This window comes from Pseudoalteromonas sp. SWN29, assembly GCF_015864465.1.
GTDB lineage: Bacteria > Pseudomonadota > Gammaproteobacteria > Enterobacterales > Alteromonadaceae > Pseudoalteromonas.
In genome coordinates, this window is the sequence record NZ_JADYXE010000002.1 from 133,749 (window position 1) to 151,412 (window position 17,664).

Annotated in this window: 11 protein-coding genes and 2 pseudogenes; 7 read left to right on the plus strand and 6 right to left on the minus strand. The window is 39.8% G+C overall.

What is annotated here, in order from left to right; genetic code table 11:
- Positions 1–45 precede the first annotated feature (45 nt).
- The 3 genes and pseudogenes from I6F53_RS01280 to I6F53_RS01290 form a co-directional block, all read left to right on the plus strand.
- Positions 46–171, plus strand: a pseudogene (locus tag I6F53_RS01280) (IS3 family transposase); the annotation flags it as partial.
- Between the two features lie 305 nt (positions 172–476).
- Positions 477–2,840, plus strand: coding sequence for an alkaline phosphatase D family protein (locus I6F53_RS01285; protein ID WP_197178681.1), 2,364 nt, complete (start codon positions 477–479; stop codon positions 2,838–2,840).
- A 114-nt stretch (positions 2,841–2,954) separates the two neighbouring features.
- Positions 2,955–3,451 (plus strand): annotated as a pseudogene (locus I6F53_RS01290) (helix-turn-helix domain-containing protein).
- 70 nt (positions 3,452–3,521) lie between these two features.
- Here the strand turns inward: I6F53_RS01290 and I6F53_RS01295 are convergent.
- On the minus strand, positions 3,522–5,477 hold the full coding sequence (locus I6F53_RS01295) for a CRTAC1 family protein (protein WP_197178679.1): 1,956 nt from the start codon (positions 5,475–5,477) through the stop codon (positions 3,522–3,524).
- Positions 5,478–5,767: 290 nt separating this feature from the next.
- On the opposite strand from I6F53_RS01295, the gene I6F53_RS01300 reads away from it, so the two are divergent.
- The 3 genes from I6F53_RS01300 to aldA are packed head-to-tail and all read left to right on the plus strand — an operon-like array spanning position 5,768 to position 9,039.
- Complete coding sequence (locus I6F53_RS01300; RefSeq protein WP_166376312.1) at positions 5,768–6,790, plus strand: zinc-dependent alcohol dehydrogenase; 1,023 nt, start codon at positions 5,768–5,770, stop codon at positions 6,788–6,790.
- Between the two features lie 31 nt (positions 6,791–6,821).
- Positions 6,822–7,586 carry a 2,5-didehydro-3-deoxy-L-galactonate 5-reductase gene (locus I6F53_RS01305; RefSeq protein WP_033016439.1) on the plus strand — a complete coding sequence of 255 codons (765 nt, stop codon included), beginning with the start codon at positions 6,822–6,824 and terminating at the stop codon, positions 7,584–7,586.
- Positions 7,587–7,590: 4 nt separating this feature from the next.
- On the plus strand, positions 7,591–9,039 hold the full coding sequence (aldA, locus tag I6F53_RS01310) for an aldehyde dehydrogenase (protein WP_166419025.1): 1,449 nt from the start codon (positions 7,591–7,593) through the stop codon (positions 9,037–9,039).
- A gap of 87 nt (positions 9,040–9,126) precedes the next feature.
- On the opposite strand, the gene yfaE is transcribed toward aldA, so the two are convergent.
- The 5 genes from yfaE to ubiG all read right to left on the minus strand — a co-directional run bounded on the left by yfaE (position 9,127) and on the right by ubiG (position 14,676).
- Entirely contained in the window at positions 9,127–9,399 is a 273-nt protein-coding gene (yfaE, locus tag I6F53_RS01315) for a class I ribonucleotide reductase maintenance protein YfaE (RefSeq protein ID WP_197238241.1), read from the minus strand.
- The gene (gene nrdB, locus I6F53_RS01320) at positions 9,399–10,529 is read right to left on the minus strand and encodes a class Ia ribonucleoside-diphosphate reductase subunit beta (protein WP_165727486.1); all 1,131 of its coding nucleotides are present in this window, start codon (positions 10,527–10,529) and stop codon (positions 9,399–9,401) included. The genes yfaE and nrdB overlap by 1 nt, the downstream gene beginning before the upstream one ends.
- A 65-nt stretch (positions 10,530–10,594) precedes the next feature.
- The gene (gene nrdA / locus I6F53_RS01325; RefSeq protein WP_165739716.1) at positions 10,595–12,877 is read right to left on the minus strand and encodes a class 1a ribonucleoside-diphosphate reductase subunit alpha; all 2,283 of its coding nucleotides are present in this window, start codon (positions 12,875–12,877) and stop codon (positions 10,595–10,597) included.
- Positions 12,878–13,285: 408 nt separating this feature from the next.
- Positions 13,286–13,966, minus strand: coding sequence for an HAD family hydrolase (locus I6F53_RS01330; protein WP_197238242.1), 681 nt, complete (start codon positions 13,964–13,966; stop codon positions 13,286–13,288).
- Entirely contained in the window at positions 13,966–14,676 is a 711-nt protein-coding gene (ubiG, locus tag I6F53_RS01335; RefSeq protein WP_165727489.1) for a bifunctional 2-polyprenyl-6-hydroxyphenol methylase/3-demethylubiquinol 3-O-methyltransferase UbiG, read from the minus strand. The genes I6F53_RS01330 and ubiG overlap by 1 nt, the downstream gene beginning before the upstream one ends.
- 177 nt (positions 14,677–14,853) lie before the next feature.
- On the opposite strand from ubiG, the gene gyrA reads away from it, so the two are divergent.
- A complete protein-coding gene (gyrA, locus tag I6F53_RS01340; RefSeq protein WP_165727490.1) occupies positions 14,854–17,553 on the plus strand; it encodes a DNA topoisomerase (ATP-hydrolyzing) subunit A in 2,700 nt (899 codons plus the stop codon).
- Positions 17,554–17,664 lie beyond the last annotated feature (111 nt).

Consider the following 17,664-nt stretch of genomic DNA (forward strand, 5'->3'; position numbering starts at 1 on the left):
TTACTTGTCTCGTCCTGAAATGTGTTTACACATTTAGGACTTATTATGACCAAGTCAAATAATACACCGATTAAAAGAACACAACGAGATTATTCATTAGGCTTTAAATTGCAAGTTGTCGACGCTGTAGAAAAAGGCGATATGACTTATAAACAAGCCCAAAAAATTTATTAACTGAAAGTGGAGAATCTATCTCATTTTAGAAATTGTTACTGTAGTTTTCTCATAGTGGGAAGCTCTAATCGGTTATCTAAACAAAGCTTTATATAGGGCGGGTTAAGAAAACTATCAGCAATAATACCTTTTTATAACAAGCTAGGTAAAATATTTAGTGTCTAGGTAAACATCACTGATAATACTTGCAATTAACTTTTATCAATTTGTAACCGTTTTTAGAAAAAAAATGCTGATCTTTAGTAAAAAATCAAATATAGTTTGTTTACTGTTAACAATATTTGATTTGTGAGATTAAAACTATGAACAAAAACATATCTCGTCGTTCAGTCCTCAAAATACTAGCTGCTGGTGTTGCTGCTACAGGAATTTCTGGTTGCACTAGCAGTTTTGGGACAGTGGCTTCAACAACTACCCGCGGTACTAAATCTCATCATGATAATTGGTATAAAACGTATGATAGAGTATGGCTTGGAAAACAATATTGGGCTAATCCAATGGAGGATTGGCGCGTAGTTAATGGTGCTGCTGAATGTAGAAGTAGAGGTGGTAATCGTAGTGTTCATTCACTCACTCACCAAATAGCGCATCTTGACCAAGCTTTTACAATGTCGGTGCAAGTGTCTCGCTTAGAGCAAAACAGCAACGATGGTGGCGCGGGTATTCGTCTTGGTGCTAAAAGTGAATTAAATGAATACCGTAGTAATTGTTTTGTACAGCAGGGTTATGACCTTGGTATTAAAAACAACGATTTAGTGTTAGGCAATAACACCGTGCCTATATCGATTCCGATAGAGGATCAAGCTGTTACTTTAACGCTGACTGGAACACCTCAATCAGGTGCCATGGCTTTAGAGTTAACGGCTAGTTTAACGTCGTCAGGAAAAGTGATAGGTACTCTCACTCATTTGGCTGCAGCCACTGAATTATTAGGCAATGTGGCGTTGGTGAGTAACTTTTCGATTCCATCCGTCACATATGAAAATGCACCTGAAGACAAGTTGGGCGCACGATATAAATTTAGTAATTGGACCATGCAAGGTGAAGCATTTTCAGTAATAGATGAACAAGCGTTTGGTCCGATACTTTGGACTATGTATTCGTTAAACGATACATTGAGTGATGAAGGCTTTGTGATGAAGTTGAGTGCTTACACAGGGCCTATAGGTGAACAAGATAATCAGCAAATAGAACTACAAATACAGCGTGATGATCAGTGGCTCGCTATTGATTCGCAAGTCATAGACCATGATGGCTGGTTGGCGACCTTTCGTATTGCTAATTGGGATGAAACACGCGATACGCCTTTTCGGGTTGTATACCGTGAAAAACACACAGATGGTACACAAACCCCAGATATATATTCAGGGATTATAAAAGCGAACCCAGCGAGTGAAAAATTACGAATGGCCGCGCTCACGTGTCAAAATGATTATGGTTTTCCGTACCAACCTGTTGCTCAAAATGTCGAAAAACTAAACCCCGATTTGGTGTTCTTTTCTGGTGATCAAATTTATGAAAGTCATGGCGGATTTGGTGTAATTCGTACTCCAGATAATTTAGCGATTTTAAATTACTTACGCAAATTCTATCAGTTTGGCTTGGCTTTCAAAGAGGTAATGCGTAATCAACCGACAATTTGTTTGCCCGATGATCATGATGTACTCCAAGGTAATTTGTGGGGGGAAGGTGGTGCAAGGATGGAAAACATTTCCAAAGACCCTTCAGCAAGTGCATTAGGTGGTTACATTGATTCTGCACGCGTGGTAAATATGATACATAAAACCACTCTCAACCATAATCCAGATCCTTATGATCCAACGCCAACTAATGGTATTAGCTCGTATTATGGCACTATGCTATATGGCGGTGTCGGTTTTGCGATTCTTGCCGACAGACAATGGAAAAGTGGCCCAGAGCGTATTAATGTTGCGGTTGGCGAAACGGGACAAGATGAAGACCCACTTTTTTATAATCCTATATTCAATCCCCCCGGCTTAGACCTGTTAGGAAACCGCCAAGAGAACTTTCTTATAAAGTGGGGTAATGATTGGCGTGGGCATAAATTAAAAGCGGTATTAAGTCAAACGGTGTTTGCTGCTATTTCTACTCATCAGCCCTTGCCTGATCGCTTCTTGAAATATGATTTTGATTCGAGTGGTTGGCCTGCATCTGCACGTAACCGTGCAATTGACGCAATGCGTGACTCTATGGCGTTACATATTTGTGGAGATACCCATTTAGGTTCTTTATCGCAATATGGCGTAAACCAGCAAAGAGATAGCAATTGGGCTTTTTGTACGCCAGCTATTTCTGCCGGTTGGCCAAGATGGTGGAAACCTGATTCGATGAGCATGCCTTACCAAAACCGGCCAGCACACGGCCTTGGAGAAACTGGCGAATATAATGACACTTTCGGTAATAAGATTTATGTCTATGCGGTAGGAAATCCACAGGTTGGTAAATCCAGTAATCGTTATGTAAAGGCACATGAGAAAGGGAGTGGTTTTGGCTTTATTACATTTGATTCTGAAAAGCTGACATACACAATGGAAGCATATAAGTTTTTAATAGATATAGCCGATGGTAAAGCAAGTAATCAGTATCCAGGATGGCCAGTAACTATTCATCAACAAGAGAATAAAGGCAAAAATATATTAAGTTAACTTATATGTATTAGTTCAGACAATATCTGACAATTCAACTTGAAAAAGTGAGAGTTACCCGTTTTGATAAAGGTGTCGAATCTTTAAATCAAAACAAACAAAAAGGTAACTCTCATGTTGCATACTAACAACCCAACCATAAAACACAAAGCTGGTTTACTTAACCTCGCTGAAGAACTAGGCAATGTATCAAGAGCCTTTAAAGTCATGGGCGTATCACGAGATACATTTTATCGTTATCAAGAACTCGTTAATGAGGGGGGATTGATGCATTAATCGAAAAGAACCGCCGTACACCAAATATAAAGAATCGCGTTGACGAAGAAACAGAGCAAGCCGTCATTAAATATGCAGTTGACTATCCTGCTCACGGCCATCATAGAAGCAGCAATGAGCTTCGTAAATTAGGCGTGTTTGTTTCAGGTAGTGGTGTTCGTTCAATTGTTAGCTATACGCTTAAGGAAGAACTATAAAAAGATCTGGACGAATGGATGGATTACTACAACAATGATCGGACTCATCAAGGGAAAGTATGTTGCGGTCGAACACCACTTAAAACATTACTGGATGGAAAAACGGTTTGGGCAGAAAAGAATTTAGCTCAAATCTAAACTAACAGTCATCATTAGAAAAATGGGTAACTGTCAGATCAAGCCTGAGCTAGTACATATTAAACAGGACTTACTTAAATTCTCCCACTTTTATTAGTGAGTCTACCTTAACATTAGTGAGCGTTTTTTGGCTGCCATCTCGCCATGTAATTACAACTGATGAAAGCGTATCAGCTTGTGCTAATCCAAAATGCACAATATTAAGTAAGCTTTGCGAGTGAGATGCGCTTTGCGAACCAATAACTTGATATTGAGCTGCACTTGGCGTTTTAATTTGTACTTTTGCACCATACGGATCAATACCACTTTTTGAGTAGCCAACTCTTATAAGGGTATAATGAGCGTCGCTTAACTCAGTGGTATTTTTATACAAATGCCACTGGCCGTTGTCTGTATCACCGCTGAGTAGGTCCAATTTACCATCTTGGTCATAATCAAAGGCAGCCCCCATATCACCATGAGAATCTTGGCCTATTTCAGTATTGGCATTATGTACTGTTGTTGCTTCAAACTTGTAATCGCCTTGATTTATTAAGAGTACATCAGAAATACGCTCTTTTAACTTACCAAAGCGATAAACCATAAAGTCTATTTTAGTGTCATTATTAAAATCTCCTGGTACAACACCCCAGTTATTACTGTTTGTTAATGCTGGTAATTTAGATGAAATATCAACTAGCTTACCGTTATCGTTACGTAGTAATACATCGGTAAGGACTTGATTTTGTGGCTGCCAATCACTTTGGTATTCAGCTACATTTTTGAACGATGCACGTATATCCCATGCAAGGTTATCTGTAAGTACCCATTCAACACGCCATTTATTATTACCTAAATAACCAATGTACCAGCCGGTTTTATCAAGCTTAGTTGGAAAACCGAGCGCTTTTTGTTGGCTAATAGTTGTATTTTTATTAGGTGTATTAATTAATTTTTTTTGCTCTCCGATATATACATCCATTTGGCTTAATAGTTTGGCGCGTGGGAAGTGATAAAAGTCACTTAATATAAGGCTTCCTGAGTTTGTGTTGTCTGTAATGAGTGTTATACCGTCGTGACTCTTGTTACCTTCATCGCGCAAATCTAACCGCTTATTTTCTTTGTTATACGAGATACTATTATTAGCTATTTGGTAATTTGGTTTACCGCGAGCTAGGTAGTAATCCATATCACCATCGTTATCAATATCAGCTTGAGCAATAACTAACGTGTTTTTATATTCTTTGTTATTTGTAATAACGTTGTTAGTTTCATCAGTAAATGAAAAGTCGTTATTTCCTTTGTATATACTTAAATTATTATAAGCATCGAAGCCAAAAATATCGAGTATGTTGTCGTTATTATAATCGGTTAATAATACGCGCTCGGCTTTTATATTTTCAAAAGAAGGTGAGGGGTGATGAGCAAATTTTCCGTTACCAATATTTTCAAAAATTATATTACGTGGCGAGTTTTCGTGAATTAATTTCTCGGCGTTTATCTGTATAAAGTCCAGATCGCCATCGCCATCTACATCAATCCAACGCACAGAGCGCCCGCGAGCTCCCATTTTAGATAAGCCAGCTTCAACAGTTTTATCTTCAAATTTGCCATTATTGTTTTTAAGTAATCGTTGTGGTTTAGGTTTGGTGCCATTTCCGCCACCTAGGGCAATAAGTACGTCGAGATCGCCATCGTTGTCGTAATCACCGGCCGACATCCCATGAAGATCTGCTCGTGGAAAAATATTATCTTGTAGTGTGTATGTATTATCGCCATTTGCCATAAACAACCGAATAGGAGTGGTGTCGTGATTTGTTAGTAGTAGGTCATAGTGACCATCACTGTTTATATCTGCAATGGTAGGGCCGCCATACTTCCAATTTTTTTGTGTTATTAAACCTGCTTGTTCAGATACGTCAGAAAAGACTACGTTGTTATTTGTTTTACTACTGGGCGTGTGTGTTTGTATGTTTTGACTGCATCCCGCTAAGTTTAGAGCGCTGATAATCACTACGCTAAGCGCAGATTTTTTGTTTTTAATCATTATTGTCCCTCTTTATACCGTGTTAATTGTTGACAATATATGTTGATATTAAAACATACAAGTAAATTTTAATAACTATTCTTAATGCTTTTTAACGTATTGGCTTTTGCGCTCTAAAGTTATATTAAATTTTGATAGTGGCTTTACAAACAACATACCTAGGTGTAAATTGTTAACAATAAACCATATTAAGGTGTGATAGTTCACTTTGATATTCCTCGTATCGGCATTGTTTTAATGATGCTTTACTTGGTTACTATTTAATTAAACATTCTTGAAGGTATAAAAATATGCAAGCTGCACAATATATAGGTAACAAGTCATTTAACATTGTTGAAGGCACATCTATTAAACCTAAAGCGGGTGAGATTAGATTGAGTGTTGGATACGTTGGGATTTGCGGTACAGATATGCACATATACCACGGCGTAATGGATCAACGAGTGTCTATTCCGCAAACAATTGGCCATGAAATATCAGGTGTTGTTGCAGAAATAGGTGAAGGCGTTGAAGGCTTTGCTGTAGGCGAAAACGTGGTAGTACGTCCATTAGATTGGTGTGGCGATTGTCCTACGTGTAATGCAGGGCATACGCATATTTGTCAAAACTTAAAGTTTATGGGAATAGATACGCCAGGTGCTTTTCAGTCAAGCTGGACAGTTAAAGCGCGTACTTTGCATAAATTACCAGCAGGCGTTGATTTAAAACAAGGCGCATTAATAGAGCCGTTATCGGTTGCGTGCCATGATGTACGACGCTCGCGCTTACAAGCGGGTGAGAAAGTGGTTGTACTTGGTGGCGGGCCAATTGGGCAATTAGTTGCTGCGGTTGCTAAAAGTGTTGGAGCAGAAGTGCTCGTGTCTGAGCCTAACGAAAGCCGCCGTGCTTTTGCCAATGAGCTAGGTGTTAAATCGGTTAATCCCATTGAAGAAGATTTAGCAGCCTATGTAGATAGCTGGACGCAAACAAAAGGTGCAGATGTTGTATTTGAAGTATCAGGCGTAAAACCCGCAATAGAGGCTATGACCGAAATAGCAGGGCGTCGGGGTCGTATAGTCATGGTGGCTATTCACAGTGTTAAACCTGAAATCGATTTATTTCAATTCTTTTGGAAAGAGTTGGAGTTATTAGGTGCGCGCGTATACGAAGCGGCAGATTTTGATTGGGCAATAGAGTTAATTTCATCGGGCCAAATAGATCTTAAACCTTTTATTAGTTCGGTTAGTTCGTTAACTGATATTGGTAGTGCATTTTCGAGTATGGATGGAAATCCAGAAGGCATGAAAGCGCTTGTTGAATGTAATCCACAATAATAAAAATTATAAAGGTATTAAAATGAATAATATGTTAGAAAAATTTAGCTTAGAAGGCAAAGTAGCCCTTGTTACAGGTTGTAAGCGCGGTATTGGTAAAGGTATTGCACTAGGTTTAGCACAGGCTGGCGCTGATATTATTGGTGTGTCTGCAAGCTTAGAGCTTGAAGGCTCAGAAGTAGAAAAAGAAGTTAAAGCCCTTGGCCGAAACTTTAAAGCCTATCAATGTGACTTTGGTGATCGTGATGCGCTTTATTCTTTTATTAATGATGTTAAAAGCGATTTTCCTAAAATTGATATTTTAGTCAATAATGCAGGTACAATCCTACGTGCTCCTGCGGCTGAGCATGGAGATGATTTATGGGATAAAGTGATTGAAGTTAACTTAAATGCTCAATTTATTTTAAGCCGCGAAATAGGCAAACAAATGATAGAACATGGCGAGGGTAAAGTTATTTTTACAGCTTCTTTGCTTACCTTTCAAGGTGGTATTACAGTACCAGGTTACGCAGCTAGTAAAGGTGCTATTGGGCAATTGGTTATGGCGCTTTCTAACGAATGGGCAGGTAAAGGCATTAATGTAAATGCCATTGCGCCAGGTTACATTGATACCGATAACACTGAAGCATTACGCAATGACAAAGAGCGTAATGCAGCCATCTTAGCGCGCATTCCACAAGGTCGATGGGGAAATCCTGAAGACTTTAAAGGGCCCGCAGTGTTCTTGGCTTCTGAGGCTGCTAGTTATGTAAACGGCGCTATTTTATTGGTTGATGGCGGATGGATGGGGAGATAGTTCAATGAACTTCCATAATAATGTAAATTTTATAAACGGTGAATATGTTGCGTCTAAAGCGAGCGGCATCATTGAAATACTAAGCCCCTCTACGGGTAAAAAAATTGGTGAAATACCAAAAGGCTGTATAGAAGATGCGCAGTATGCACTTGAGTCAGCGAATGTAGGCCAGAAAAAGTGGGCTAAATTGACAGCTCGCACACGTCAAAATATATTGCGCGTGTTTGCTAATAAAATTCGTGAAAATAAAGATATTCTTGCACCAATGCTTGTTGCAGAGCAAGGTAAATTGCTATCAGTTGCACAAATGGAAGTCGACGTAACAGCGACTTTTATTGACTATGCATGCGACCATGCACTTACTATTGAAGGCGATATTTTACCTTCAGATAACGAAGATGAAAAAATATACATTCATAAAGTGCCGCGTGGCGTAGTTGTTGGTATTACTGCGTGGAATTTTCCGCTGGCATTGGCTGGTCGTAAAATTGGACCTGCGTTGATTACAGGTAACTCTATTGTATTAAAACCTACCCAAGAAACACCTTTAGCAACCACCGAGCTGGGTCGTTTAGCAAACGAAGCGGGGATTCCTGCTGGCGTGCTAAACGTTATTAATGGATCAGGTTCTGTTGTTGGCCAAGCATTGTGTGAAAGCCCAATTACTAAAATGATCACCATGACAGGCTCTACTGCTGCAGGTAAGCAAATCTATAAAACTAGCGCAGAATACATGACGCCTGTAATGCTTGAACTTGGCGGTAAAGCCCCGATGGTTGTTATGGCAGATGCCGACCTTGATGAGGCTGTTGAAGGTGCGCTTTGGGGTCGCTTTGCTAACTGCGGGCAAGTATGTACCTGTGTTGAGCGTTTATATGTTCAAGAGTCTGTGTACGATGCATTTATGGCTAAATTTATACCAGCAGTAAAAGCACTTCGTGTTGGGGATCCTATGAACCCAGATACACAAATGGGGCCTAAATGTAATCAACGTGAAATAGACAACATTGACCACATTGTTCAACAAAGTATTCAACAAGGCGCTTCTGTCGCCACTGGTGGTAAAGTTGCTTCTGTTGAGGGTTTCGAAGGTGGTTGTTGGTACGAACCAACGTTACTTGTAGACGTTAAGCAAGATAACATTGCAGTACACGAAGAAACTTTTGGCCCAGTACTCCCTATTGTAAAAGTTAAAGATATGGACCAAGCAATACAGTACTGTAACGACAGTATTTATGGCTTAAGCGCCTATATATTCACTCAAAACTTTTTTGATATTAATAAAGCTATTAACGAATTAGAAGTGGGTGAGGTATATATTAACCGTGGTATGGGTGAGCAGCATCAAGGTTTTCATAATGGCTGGAAACAAAGTGGTTTTGGCGGTGAAGACGGTAAGTTTGGTTTAGAGCAATATCTAGAAAAGAAAACCGTTTACTTAAAAGAAAAATAATATAATTAAACAACAATCTCCCTGGGTCGTTGATTTATAAATAACAAAGCCGATAATTTATTATCGGCTTTTTATTTTGTTCATAAATTATTTTAAATTTATGCTTATGTCACCATTAGGCTTGCAGCAGCACAGGAGTATTTCGCCTTCGCGCACAAACGCCAGTGGCTCTTCGTTATACTCGACGTTACCTGACACTAACGTTGCTCTACAGGCGCCGCAGTAACCTTCGCGGCATTGGAATGCAACGTCTATTTTCATTGATTCTAAGCACTGTAAAACAGAAGGGCAGCCAGTGGTAAATTCTATACACTGGCTGTTTTCTGCAAGCGTTATGCTTGCAGTAGACTTGTCACTCATTATAAATCAAAGTCACCAAATTCAGAGGCATCTACTTGCGAGTCGATTTGACCAACAAGGTATGAGCTAATTTCTGCTTCTTGTGGTGCTACTTGCACGTTATCAGACACTAACCATGAATTGATCCATGGGATAGGGTTACTGTTATTTTCAAACTGTGCTGGTAAGCCAATAGCGGTCATACGTGCGTTAGTAATGTACTCAACGTACTGACATAAAATATGCTTGTTTAGACCAATCATAGAACCATCTTTAAATAGGTACTCTGCCCATTCTTTTTCTTGCTCTGCGGCTTCTACAAACATTTTAATAGCTTCGTCGCGGCACTGAGCTGCAACAATTGCCATTTCTGGGTCGTCTTTACCGTCTTGCATAATATTTAAAATATGCTGAGTACCCGAAAGATGAAGTGCTTCATCACGCGCAATAAGCTTAATGATTTTAGCGTTACCTTCCATTAATTCACGCTCAGCAAACGCAAACGAACACGCAAAGCTTACATAAAAACGAATGGCTTCAAGAATATTTACCGACATCATGGCAAGGTAAAGTTTCTTTTTAAGTTCGAACAAATTAACGATCACTGTTTTGCCGTTAATTTCATGCTTGCCTTCACCGTAAAGGTTGTAAAGCGATACTGAATTAATTAAGTCATCATAGTATGTGGTTACAGCATCGGCGCGTTCGCTGATTTTATCGTTGCTAACTATGTCATCAAAAATAAGTTCAGGGGCTTGTGTAACATTACGAATAATATGCGTGTACGAGCGGCTGTGAATCGTTTCACTAAATGCCCACGTTTCTATCCATGTTTCAAGCTCTGGTAACGATACTATAGGAAGTAGGGCAACGTTAGGTGAACGACCTTGTACGCTATCAAGCAAAGTTTGATATTTTAAGTTACTTAAAAATATATGCTTTTCGTGATCTGGTAATGCTTGAAAGTCTAAACGGTCTTTGCTTACATCTACTTCTTCAGGACGCCAAAAGAAAGACAGTTGCTTTTCGATTAACTTTTCAAAAATTGGGTATTTTTGTTGGTCATAACGAGATACGTTAACAGTTTGGCCAAAAAACATTGGCTCTAGCATTTGGTTATTATGGTTTCGGCTAAATGTAGTATAAGACATGTTTATCACTCAAAAAACTATCAGAAAAAGCGGGCTAAATGCCCGCTTAAAATAAAAATTAATAACTATATTTTACACGCGCCGCCTTCACAATCATCATCTTCCACTTCTGGAGTATCTTCTTGCATATCTGAGGCACCATCGCGAGTGTTGTGGTAGTACAAGGTTTTAACACCCAGTTTGTACGCTGTTAGTAAGTCTTTTAATAAGACTTGCATAGGTACTTTACCGCCTTCGAATTTATTTGGATCATAATTTGTGTTTGCCGATATAGTTTGGTCAACAAATTTCTGCATTATGCCCACAAGTTGTAGGTAACCATCGTTTGATGGAATATCCCATAATAACTCGTAGTTATTCTTTAAACGTTCGTACTCAGGCACTACTTGTTTCAAAATACCGTCTTTACTTGCTTTAACGCTAATGTGACCACGTGGTGGCTCAATACCATTTGTTGCGTTAGAGATTTGCGACGATGTTTCTGAAGGCATTAACGCACTTAGTGTTGAGTTACGCATGCCGTGCTCTTTAATGCTGGCACGTAATGTATCCCAATCAAGGTGAAGTGGTTCATCACAAATTTTATCTAAGTCACGTTTGTACGTATCTGTTGGCATAATGCCCTGTGAATACGTTGTTTCGTTAAACTTAGGACATGCACCACGTTCTTTAGCAAGCTCGTTTGATGCTTTCATTAGGTAGTACTGAATCGCTTCAAACGTTTTGTGAGTCAGTGCATTTGCGCTGCCATCTGAGTAACGCTTACCGTTTTTAGCTAAGTAGTATGCGTAGTTAATTACGCCTATGCCTAGTGTACGACGACCCATAGTCGCATTTTTTGCAGCCGGTACTGGGTAGTCTTGGAAATCAAGTAAGTTATCAAGTGCGCGCACTGCAAGTTCAGCTAGCTCTTCAAGCTCGTCTAGTGACTCAATGGCACCTAAGTTAAACGCAGACAGTGTACAAAGGGCAATTTCGCCTTCTTCGTCGTTTACGTTGCTTAGTGGCTTAGTTGGCAATGCAATTTCTAAACATAAGTTAGATTGGCGAATAGGCGCAACTTTAGCAATGAACGGGCTGTGTGTATTACAGTGGTCCACATTTTGTAAATAAATACGACCTGTACTTGCACGCTCTTGTGCAAACATAGAGAAAAGCTCAATCGCTTTAATACGCTTTTTACGAATAGATTCGTCTTGTTCATATTTTACGTAAAGCGCATCAAATTCTTCTTGGTCTTCAAAAAATGCATCGTAAAGGCCTGGCACGTCTGATGGGCTAAATAACGTAATGTAATCGTCTTTAATTAAACGAGAGTACATTAATTTATTAAACTGTACGCCGTAATCAAGGTGGCGAACACGGTTGTCATCTACACCACGGTTATTTTTAAGCACAAGTAGGTTCTCTACTTCTAGGTGCCAAAGCGGGTAAAACAATGTTGCTGCGCCGCCACGTACACCACCTTGTGAACAGCTTTTAACAGCTGTTTGAAAGTGCTTATAAAAAGGAATACAACCTGTGTGGTACGCTTCGCCGTTACGAATGTGGCTACCTAGCGCACGAATACGACCTGCGTTAATACCAATGCCCGCACGTTGTGATACGTATTTAACAATCGCAGACGATGTAGCATTAATTGAATCAAGGCTGTCGCCACACTCAATTAATACACATGAGCTAAACTGGCGAGTAGGCGTACGTACACCTGCCATAATAGGCGTAGGTAATGATATTTTAAATAACGAGACTGCATCATAAAAACGCTTAATGTAAGAAACGCGTGTTTCACGTGGGTAGTCAGAGAATAAGCTTGCCGCGACTAAAATATATAAAAACTGTGCACTTTCGTAAATCTCACCCGATACACGGTTTTGAACAAGGTATTTACCTTCAAGCTGTTTTACAGCCGCGTAGCTAAAATTAAGATCGCGAGAATGATCGAGGTATGCATCAAGCTCGTCTAACTCTTGCTCAGTGTAATCTACAAGTAAGTGAGCGTCGTAGCGTTTATCTTCAACCATTTTTGTTACATGGTTAAATAAACGTGGTGGCTCAAATTGGCCGTACGCTTTTTTACGTAAATGGAATACAGCTAAACGTGCCGCTAGGTATTGGTAATCAGGCGATTCTTTTGAAATTTGATCTGCAGCAGCTTTAATAATGGTTTCGTGTATGTCTTTAGTACGAATACCGTCGTAAAACTGAATGTGTGATTTTAATTCAACTTGCGAAACCGATACGTTTTTTAAACCTTCGGCGGCCCATTCAATAACGCGATGGATCTTATCAAGATCAAGAGGCTCTTTACGCCCGTCACGTTTGCTTACAGATAACTGTTGGTTCATTTGCCTGTATTCCTTGGGAATTATGTATTTTGACCAATGCGTCATACCTCGCAATGGCAAGGTAAGTACTCATTTATTATAAGTTTCACCGTAATGGCGAATTTAATTGAATAACATTTGGCCACAATATCTGGTGTTGTTCAATTTAGAGATCACAAGATAGTGTGGTCTGAGTTGTTTTGCAAGGGACATAATTGCCCCTATATGTGGATAACTTTGGGATAACGCATTTGTGTTAGTAGACACTCACCTTCGAACAATCATTTAAGTTAGAATATGCAAAAATCAACTAATGATCTGCTAAATTTACGCATTTTAAAAATAAATTTTGACTGCTTTTTTTATCGACAAGCTTTGTGTGAAAACTAACACAATCACAATATATAGTGTTTAATAATTAACATGGCACTATATATGGTTAAAACCATCAATTGGACTTTGCCAGTTAAAATCAGCATTCCAGCTGTTGGCTTTATCAATACTTGGTATATAACCCCAAAGTGCCGTTGCAGTGTGCATACCTGCCGCTTTGCCTGCTTGTATGTCACGCTGTGCATCACCAATGTACAAACAACGGTTTGGTTTTACCCCCATAAGCTTTGCACAATGTAGCAGTGGTAGCGGTGATGGTTTGGCCTCAGCGAAGGTATCGCCACTTATTACTACACTGGCGTTTTTTAAAGCGGGGATAGCAGCCACTAAAGGCTCGGTCAAAAAGCCAGGTTTGTTAGTCATGATCCCCCATTTGATCTTTTTTTGATCAAGGGCGATAAGTAACGATTCAACTCCAGAGAAGCAATGCGTGTGTTTTGCTATGTTTGCAGCGTACTCGTCAACTAATTGCTTAATCAGCTCGCTTTGGGGTTGTTTAGCCCATAACTCTTTAAAACCAGCCTCTAATAGCGCACCTGCGCCGTTAGATGCTGCAGGGCGGTATACATCACTACTAACAGGTGTGATTTTATTACTTATAAGCACTGCGTTTAAAGCGGCGCCTAAATCATCAGCGGTATCGAGCAGGGTGCCGTCTAAATCAAATAAAAATGCATCGTACTCAATAAGAGGCAGTGGGGCTTGAGAGCTAGCCATTAAGCTAACTTCTCAAAATAAAGTATGTAATTTACGCTAACGTCGTTATTAAGCGTATATTGCTTTGATAGTGGGTTATAAGAAAGCCCTGTACTTGCACGTACTTTTAAACCCGCTTGCTCCGCCCATACAATAAGTTGCGCAGGTTTTATAAACTTTTTATGGTCATGTGTACCTTCAGGTACCATTTTCAACAGCTTTTCGGCGCCAACAATCGCGTATAAATATGCTTTAGGGGTTTTGTTCAGGGTTGAAAAAAACACGTCTGCACCTGGTTTGGCAAGTGCAGCTACAGCATGAATGATAGAAGCTGGGTCGGGTACGTGCTCAAGCATTTCCATACACGTTATTACATCAAAGCGCTCAGGGTACTGCGATGCAAACTCTTCGGCAGGTACTTTTATGTAATCTACATTTACGCCTGTCTCTAAACTATGCAATTTAGCAACAGTTAAAGGCTCTTGCCCCATATCGATACCGGTTACTTTAGCACCCATACGCGCCATGCTTTGGCTTAAAATGCCGCCACCACAGCCAACATCGAGTGTTTCTTTATCGAATAAGCCTTGCGTTTTGTTTGCTATAAAATCTAAACGTAACGGGTTAATTTCGTGAAGAGGTTTGAATTCTCCGTCTAGGTCCCACCAACGCTCTGCGATGGCTTCAAATTTTGCTATTTCTGCGTGATCTACATTTTGATGTTCGGTCATAAAATACTTCCTCGTCAATCTGAGGCCATTATATAGGGCTAAATTGATAAATCGCAAAGTTTTGCGCCTGTAAATTGAAATTAATTGTGATAGCATGGCTATTAGTAATAATAACAAATACTCTTAATACCCAATACCGGGTTGTTGAGAGCTGATACTGAAGGAATGTGATATCAAATGACTGATCTCGCCAATGAAATTCTGCCAGTCAATATTGAAGACGAGTTAAAAAACTCCTACTTAGATTACGCAATGAGCGTAATAGTAGGACGTGCATTACCAGACGTACGTGACGGTTTAAAACCTGTTCACCGCCGCGTTTTGTTTGCAATGAACGAGCTTAGTAATGACTGGAACAAGCCTTACAAAAAATCGGCCCGTGTGGTCGGTGACGTAATCGGTAAATACCACCCACACGGCGACAGTGCAGTTTATGACACGATAGTTCGTATGGCTCAGCCATTCTCACTACGTTATATGCTTGTAGATGGCCAAGGTAACTTCGGTTCGGTTGATGGTGATTCAGCAGCGGCAATGCGTTATACAGAAGTACGTATGGCAAAAATGTCGCATGAGTTATTAGCCGATCTTGAAAAAGAAACGGTTGATTTCGTTCCTAACTACGATGGCACAGAGTTCATCCCTGATGTTTTACCAACGAAAGTTCCTAATTTATTAGTGAATGGTTCGTCGGGTATTGCAGTAGGCATGGCTACAAACATTCCACCACATAACTTAACTGAAGTTGTGAACGGGTGTTTGGCACTTATTCAAAATCCTGATTTAACTATTTTAGAGTTAATGGATTATATCCCTGGTCCTGATTTCCCAACGGCTGCAATTATCAACGGTAAGAAGGGCATCGAACAAGCCTACTTAACTGGCCGTGGTAAAGTGTACATGCGTGCACGCGCCGACGTCGAAACCGATGAAAAAACAGGCCGTGAAACAATCATCGTTCACGAAATTCCTTATCAAGTTAACAAAGCTCGCCTAATTGAAAAAATTGCTGAGCTGGTTAAAGATAAGAAAATTGAAGGTATTAGCGCGCTACGAGATGAATCAGATAAAGACGGTATGCGTATCGTTATTGAGATCAAACGTGGTGACGTAGGCGAAGTTATTCTAAATAACTTATATTCACAAACTCAGTTACAAACTGTGTTTGGTATGAATATGGTTGCTTTAATTAATAACCAACCTAAGTGTTTTAATTTAAAAGAAATGCTTGAAGAGTTTATTATTCACCGTCGTGAAGTAGTAACTCGTCGTACCGTGTTTGATTTACGCAAAGCCCGCGACCGTGCACACACGCTTGAAGGCTTAGCGATTGCACTTGCAAACATTGACCCAATTATCGAGCTTATTCGTAAATCTCCTACACCTGCTGAAGCTAAAATTGCTTTAACAGCGCGTCCGTGGGAACTAGGTCATGTACAAGGCATGCTTGAGAAAGCGGGTGAAGATAATGTAGCTCGTCCTGATTGGTTAGCCGCTGATTTAGGTATTCGTGATGGTCAATATTATATTTCTGAGCAACAAGCTCAAGCAATATTAGATTTACGTTTACACAAGCTGACTGGTCTTGAACACGAAAAAATTATAAGTGAATACCAAACCTTATTAGATTTAATTGCTGATCTTTTATATATTTTGGCTACGCCTGAGCGTTTAATGGAAGTTATTCGTGACGAACTAGTAGAAATTAAAGAGCAATATGGCGATGAGCGTCGTACAGAAATTAACGCCGCAGCTCACGATATAAGCTTAGAAGATTTAATTACTGAAGAAAACGTTGTAGTAACGCTTTCTCACGAAGGTTATGTGAAGTATCAGGCATTGTCTGATTACGAAGCGCAGCGTCGTGGTGGTAAAGGTAAGTCAGCAACGAAGATGAAAGATGAAGATTTCATTGAACGTCTGTTAGTTGCAAATACACACGATACTATTTTATGTTTCTCTACGGCCGGTCGTTTATATTGGCTTAAAGTGTATCAGTTACCACTAGCAAGTCGTGCAGCGCGCGGCAAGCCAATTGTTAACTTGTTACCACTTGAAGCTGATGAACGTATTACAGCTATATTGCCAGTACGCGAGTACGCAGAAGATAAATACATCTTTATGGCAACTGCATTTGGTACTGTTAAGAAAACACCATTAACGGCTTACAGTCGTCAACGTGCAAGCGGTATTATTGCTGTTAACTTAAATGATGGCGATAGCTTAATTGGTGTTGATATTACCGATGGTAGCAACGAAATTATGTTGTTCACTGATGCTGGTAAAGTAGTACGCTTTAAAGAAGCTGAAGAAACAACCGTTGTTGATGAAAACGGTAACCCAGTACTTGATGAAGAAGGCAACCCTGAGATTCGTTTCAAAGGTGTTCGTCCAATGGGTCGTACTGCTACAGGTGTTCGTGGTATTAAAATGCCAGACGAGCAACGCGTAGTATCGTTAATTGTACCAAAAACTGACGGTGCTATTCTAACAGTAACTGAAAATGGTTACGGTAAACGTACACAGCTTGAAGATTATCCATCTAAGAGTCGTGCAACACAAGGTGTTGTATCTATCAAGGTGAGTGAACGTAACGGTGCTGTTGTTGGTGCTGTGCAAGTTGATGACAACGATGAAATAATGATTATTTCTAATCGTGGTACCTTAGTACGAACTCGCGTTAATGAAGTTTCTACGGTTGGACGTAACACGCAAGGTGTTATTTTGATCAGAACTATTGACGGAGAGCAAGTAGTTGGTTTACAACGTATAGAAGAGATTGAAGTTACTGAGAGTGACTTAATTGATATCGAAGACGTTGAAACAGTTGATACGGTTATTGAAGAAGTAGTGGATGACAATCCTCCTTCTGAATAATTGAAATTGAAAAAGCGGCTTTAGCCGCTTTTTTTTATGTTGTTGAATAAAACTAATACAGCTTGTTTGCAGTGCGATCAGGCTTGAAATTTTTAATTACTGGAATGAGGC

Bases quoted from the DNA above. Each gene is read 5' to 3' on its own strand.
- I6F53_RS01285 (WP_197178681.1), top strand. From the start codon at position 477: ATGAACAAAAACATATCTCGTCGTTCAGTCCTCAAAATACTAGCTGCT.
- I6F53_RS01295 (WP_197178679.1), bottom strand. From the start codon at position 5,477: ATGATTAAAAACAAAAAATCTGCGCTTAGCGTAGTGATTATCAGCGCT.
- I6F53_RS01300 (WP_166376312.1), top strand. From the start codon at position 5,768: ATGCAAGCTGCACAATATATAGGTAACAAGTCATTTAACATTGTTGAA.
- I6F53_RS01305 (WP_033016439.1), top strand. From the start codon at position 6,822: ATGTTAGAAAAATTTAGCTTAGAAGGCAAAGTAGCCCTTGTTACAGGT.
- aldA (WP_166419025.1), top strand. From the start codon at position 7,591: ATGAACTTCCATAATAATGTAAATTTTATAAACGGTGAATATGTTGCG.
- yfaE (WP_197238241.1), bottom strand. From the start codon at position 9,399: ATGAGTGACAAGTCTACTGCAAGCATAACGCTTGCAGAAAACAGCCAG.
- nrdB (WP_165727486.1), bottom strand. From the start codon at position 10,529: ATGTCTTATACTACATTTAGCCGAAACCATAATAACCAAATGCTAGAG.
- nrdA (WP_165739716.1), bottom strand. From the start codon at position 12,877: ATGAACCAACAGTTATCTGTAAGCAAACGTGACGGGCGTAAAGAGCCT.
- I6F53_RS01330 (WP_197238242.1), bottom strand. From the start codon at position 13,966: ATGGCTAGCTCTCAAGCCCCACTGCCTCTTATTGAGTACGATGCATTT.
- ubiG (WP_165727489.1), bottom strand. From the start codon at position 14,676: ATGACCGAACATCAAAATGTAGATCACGCAGAAATAGCAAAATTTGAA.
- gyrA (WP_165727490.1), top strand. From the start codon at position 14,854: ATGACTGATCTCGCCAATGAAATTCTGCCAGTCAATATTGAAGACGAG.